General features: G+C 54.8%; 5 protein-coding genes. All 5 read left to right on the top strand.

What is annotated here, in order from left to right:
- Window positions 1-660: VirB8 family type IV secretion system protein (locus ENTHG_RS03180; RefSeq protein ID WP_071825795.1), on the top strand; the 660-nt coding region annotated here is incomplete at its 5' end.
- A complete protein-coding gene (virB9, locus tag ENTHG_RS03175) occupies window positions 660-1,547 on the top strand; it encodes a P-type conjugative transfer protein VirB9 (protein ID WP_044173369.1) in 888 nt (295 codons plus the stop codon). The genes ENTHG_RS03180 and virB9, both read left to right, overlap by 1 nt.
- Entirely contained in the window at window positions 1,544-2,842 is a 1,299-nt protein-coding gene (gene virB10 / locus ENTHG_RS03170) for a VirB10/TraB/TrbI family type IV secretion system protein (RefSeq protein WP_044173367.1), read from the top strand. Before virB9 ends, virB10 begins: the two co-directional genes overlap by 4 nt.
- Window positions 2,832-3,851: a P-type DNA transfer ATPase VirB11 gene (gene virB11, locus ENTHG_RS03165; protein ID WP_044173365.1), complete on the top strand. Its 1,020-nt coding sequence runs from the start codon at window positions 2,832-2,834 to the stop codon at window positions 3,849-3,851. Before virB10 ends, virB11 begins: the two co-directional genes overlap by 11 nt.
- Before the next feature lie 60 nt (window positions 3,852-3,911).
- Window positions 3,912-4,214 (top strand): TrbM/KikA/MpfK family conjugal transfer protein, encoded by a 303-nt coding sequence (locus ENTHG_RS03160; protein WP_044173363.1) that lies wholly within the window; start codon window positions 3,912-3,914, stop codon window positions 4,212-4,214.
- The last annotated feature ends 276 nt before the right edge of the window (window positions 4,215-4,490 follow it).

Genomic DNA, 4,490 nt, shown 5'->3' with positions numbered 1-4,490 from the left:
AATGTCTCCCGCTCTTTTGAATCCATCCTGCTGGAAAAGGAAGAGCGTTCCCGAAAAACCGCCTGGCGGGTGGCCGCTGCCGGATTGATCCTGGCCGCAATGGCGATTGCGGCCATTATTATTCTGTTGCCGCTGAAAACCACCGACACTGAATTATGGTCAGTGGATAAACAGACCGGGCGCTATGAATATATGACCCGCGTGAAGGAGCGGGATATTTCTTCTGAAAAGGCACTGGCGCATTCACTGGCAGCACACTATGTCAGACTCCGCGAGGGATATAATTATTTCTCCCTGCAGCGTGATTATGACGACGTGCAGTTATTTAACAGCGACAGCGTGAACCGGGACTATCTGGACGGGTTTAACGGCGACCAGGCACCGGACGTGATTTTTAATAAGGCGGAATATGTCGTTTATATCGACATTATTTCCAATGTGCATGCGCCTGCCACCGGGCCGGATAATCTGGCAACACTGCGTATCAAGCGCACAATTCGCCGTATTGCTGATAATTCCGTGAAAACGGATGTGTGGAATATCCGCCTCACTTACCGCTACGTTTCGCACCGGCAACTGACCGACAGCCAGCGCGAAGTGAACCCGCTGGGCTTTATCGTCACCAGCTACCAGCGCGATAAAGAGCTGAGGGGGGAATAATGCTGAAACATACCCTGCTCCTCTCTGGATTAATGGTGTCGTGCGTGGCATGGAGCGCAGCGACACCGCGCGGCAGCGCGTATGACAGCCGGATGCAGAACGTCACATACAACAGCCAGAACGCCACGGTCGTCAGTACTCGCCCCGGCTACGTCACCCTGCTGGTGTTTGATGATGATGAAACCGTTATCGATGCGCAGGCTGGTTTTCCTAAAGGCTGGACCGTGACGAAAAGCGATAACCGGGTGGGCGTCAGCCCAACCCCGATTACCCAGCCGGTCACGGACGCCAGCGGTAACAACGTCAGCCAGGTGTTTCTGCCGACAGAGAAAGACTGGAAAACCAATCTGTTCGTGGTGACATCGAAGCGCGATTACAGCCTGGAGCTGAACGTGCTGGATAAAGACTCGCCCGCTCAGGCCTTTGTTATCCGCTACCGCTATCCCGATGAGCAGAGGAAAAAGTCAGCCGCCGCCAGCGCCACCCGCCAGCAACATCAGCAGGAAACACTGGACCGGCAGCGGATAGCGGCGGCATTCGGGCAGACCACTACGCCGCGCAACTGGCGCTATACAAAACGGGTGGCAGCCGGTTCCGCCGCCATCGCGCCGGACTTTACCTGGGATGACGGTCGTTTTGCGTATATCGGTTTTTCCCCCATAAAAACCCTGCCTTCTGCCTTCCGGGTGGTTAATGGTCAGGAGCAGGCGGTCACTCCGCAGACAGTTCAACAGGGCAACTACACCGTGATGGTGGTTCCGGCATCGCCGCAGCTGGTACTGCGTTACGGCACCTCGGTGGTGGGGATCGAAAACGACGTATTCGGGCGTATCCCGCTGACCAACAGTGACACCGTTTCACCGTCCGTTACGCTGGAGGCAAAATGACCGACAAATCTTTCCCGGACGGACCGGAAAAAACCACCGCAGAACGCGAAGCGGAATCCCGTGAACGCGCCCGCGCGGCAATGGCATATCAGGAGCCGGAGCAGAAAACGCCGCTTGGTCAGCCGGAAGTGACCCGTTTCCGTAAAGCTTCAGATCGCCGCACGCTGATCGTCAGCCTGCTGAGTCTGGTCCTGGTCATCGCGCTGGCGTCCGGTGGCGATCGTCTTCTCAGCGCCCTGAAAAGGGGTGATGAGAAAGAATCCGACACCGCGCCGCCGCCCTCCTCCGGTGCGGTGCAGCAGGAGCGTAAGAATCTGGGCATGGACAGTAATCCGTTTGGCCTGTTCGGGCCAGGGAGGCAGGAAAGCGCAGGCCCTGCCAGTCAGAGCGCCCCGGCCACACCAGCTCTGCCGCCCGCCCTGAACAAGGCGGCAGCGCTGGCAGACGGGCTGAACAGCGGCAGCACAGGGTCAGGCGACGATACACGCACGTTCCGAAGCGGATCGCGCAGCAACGCGGGAACGTCGGGCAGCCCGTCTGCCTCCACGGCGTACACATCCTGTCAGTCTGTACTGGTCAGTGGCGAAGATGGACGTCTGCGCTGCCCGGATACGACAGCACCGGCAGACAGCAATAACAACGGCAATCCAGGCGTTGCCCGTGTCACTGGTGTCAGGCGGCTGGGCCTCGATCCTGATCTCTATATCCCCGTGGATCGTTATATTCCGTGTTCGATGATGCGGCGCTTCGTATCCGATGTTGGCGGTCATATCTCCTGCCTGATCGGTGAGAATATCTGGAGCGCCAGTAACCATGTGAAGCTGATCCAGGCAGGAACGGTCGCCCGTGGCGTCTACCGCACCGGCGCACTGCAACACGGGCGCAGCCGGATGTTTGTGCTGTGGACGGAGCTGCGCACGCCGGAGCCCGGCAGCCTGCAAATCCCGCTCACCGATACGCAGGCCACCGGCCCGCTCGGTGAGGCGGGGATCGCGGGCTGGATCGACAGCCATTTCTGGGAGCGTTTCGGCAACGCCCTGATGCTGAGTACCGTGCAGGACGCGGCGGCAGCGGCATCAGATGCCGCGCCGGGTAAAGACCGCAATACTGACTATACCGAAAACACCCGCGCCGCCACGGCGGAAATGGCGAAAACGACACTGGAAAACAGCATCAATATCCCGCCCACGATGTACCTGAACCAGGGTGATGTGATCGGCATCATGACCGGCACGGATATTGATTTTTCCTCTGTTTATCAACTACGGCTGAAAAAGAAATGGTATGAGCGCTGAAAACCTGTCACTGGATTTTATGAAAAACCGTCTGTTTGGTGATTTTCTTGCTCAGGATGGCCTGACAGAAATTGCGGTTAACCGACCGGGTGAGCTGCATACAAAAATTCGGGGAAAATGGCAAAAACAGGCATCCCCCATCACGTTGCGTCAGTGTCATGCTTTTGCCAGAGCGCTGGCGTCCTGGCATGACGATAATATTGACGATACATCACCCATCCTTTCTGCAACATTAGGATCCGGCGAACGTATTCAGGCGATTATTCCTCCGGCCTGTGAACGTAATACGGTGTCCATTACGCTGCGCAAACCCTCGTTTGAGCAGAAAACACATCAGTCATGGATTGATGCGGGATTTTATCAGCACGTAGCCGGTCAGGAAAAAATGGAAAGTCAGGATAATGCACTGATCCGGTTATATCACAGCGGGGATATTCCCCGTTTTATGGAAAAGGCGGTGGAATACGGCAAAACGATTTTTATTGTGGGTGAAACCGGCTCCGGCAAGACCACCTATATGAAAACGCTGCTGCATTATATTCCGCTGCATCTCCGGCTGGTAACGATTGAGGATAATCCCGAAATCCGTTTTTATCACCATGCCAATTATGTTCATCTTTTTTACCCGGCGGATGCCGGGGATAATGCTATTGTCACACCCGGCAAGCTGATCCGTGCTAATTATCGAATGAACCCTGACCGGATATTACTGGCGGAAATTCGTGGGCGGGAAGCGTGGGACGCGCTGAAAATTATCGGCTCCGGGCATGAGGGGTTAATCACTTCCCTGCATGCTGGCAGTCCGGAGGAATGTATTGAAGGGATCATTGACCGCTGCTATGAAAACCCCGACTGTCGGAATATTCCTTTCGACGTATTGTTGCGCAAGGTGCTTAAAAGCATTGATGTGATCGTCAGCATGGATATTCACGACGACGTGCGCCGGATGAGCAATGTTTATTTTAAGCAAGTCCATCTGAATAATATGAGGGAGGCATTCAGAAAATAACCCCAGTAAATAACACTTCCCAAAACACGTAACCTTTCATTAATCATAATGGTGGCTGAAATGAAAAAAGCAATATCCTCCGTATTATTGTTTTGCGTTATGGCGTCATGTTCAACATCTGTACTGGCTGCTGATGCCTGCGAGGTGATGTTATGTATGTACGGTAAAGCAACCGGAAATGGCGGCGGCAGTGAATGTCATTCCGCTGAACGTGAATTCTTTAATATCGTGAAAAAGAATAAACACGGCTTTCTTCCTGACCATACGGCCGATGCCAGACAATCATTTTTAAGTGAGTGTGATTCGGCAGACCCGGCGGCTATCAGTCAGGTCATCAGTAAATATGGCCGCGTTCGTGGTTAATACTGGCGAGACGGGCACAGAGCGTGACGGTTTTCAGGTTTTTACGGCTTCTGTTTTTCGCGGATTAAGGAGCGAAGAAACAGGGGCCGCAAAAATGAGGCAGCGGACAGAAATATTTTCGCGGGTTAAGAAGCGAAAATAATTCAGGTACCGCACCTCACCTGCAAACAGCCGCGCCCACGCGGATTTTGCAGGCCGGGGGGAGCCGGATAAATTTCGCCGCCCCAGCGAGCGAAAAGCTGTCGCCCACGACAGCGGTTTACCCGGGGGGCACAG

This window comes from Phytobacter massiliensis JC163 (assembly GCF_000321045.1).
Lineage (GTDB): Bacteria > Pseudomonadota > Gammaproteobacteria > Enterobacterales > Enterobacteriaceae > Phytobacter_A > Phytobacter_A massiliensis.
Note: the sequence above shows the minus strand (reverse complement) of the source record. Positions and strands in the feature narration are given on the sequence as shown.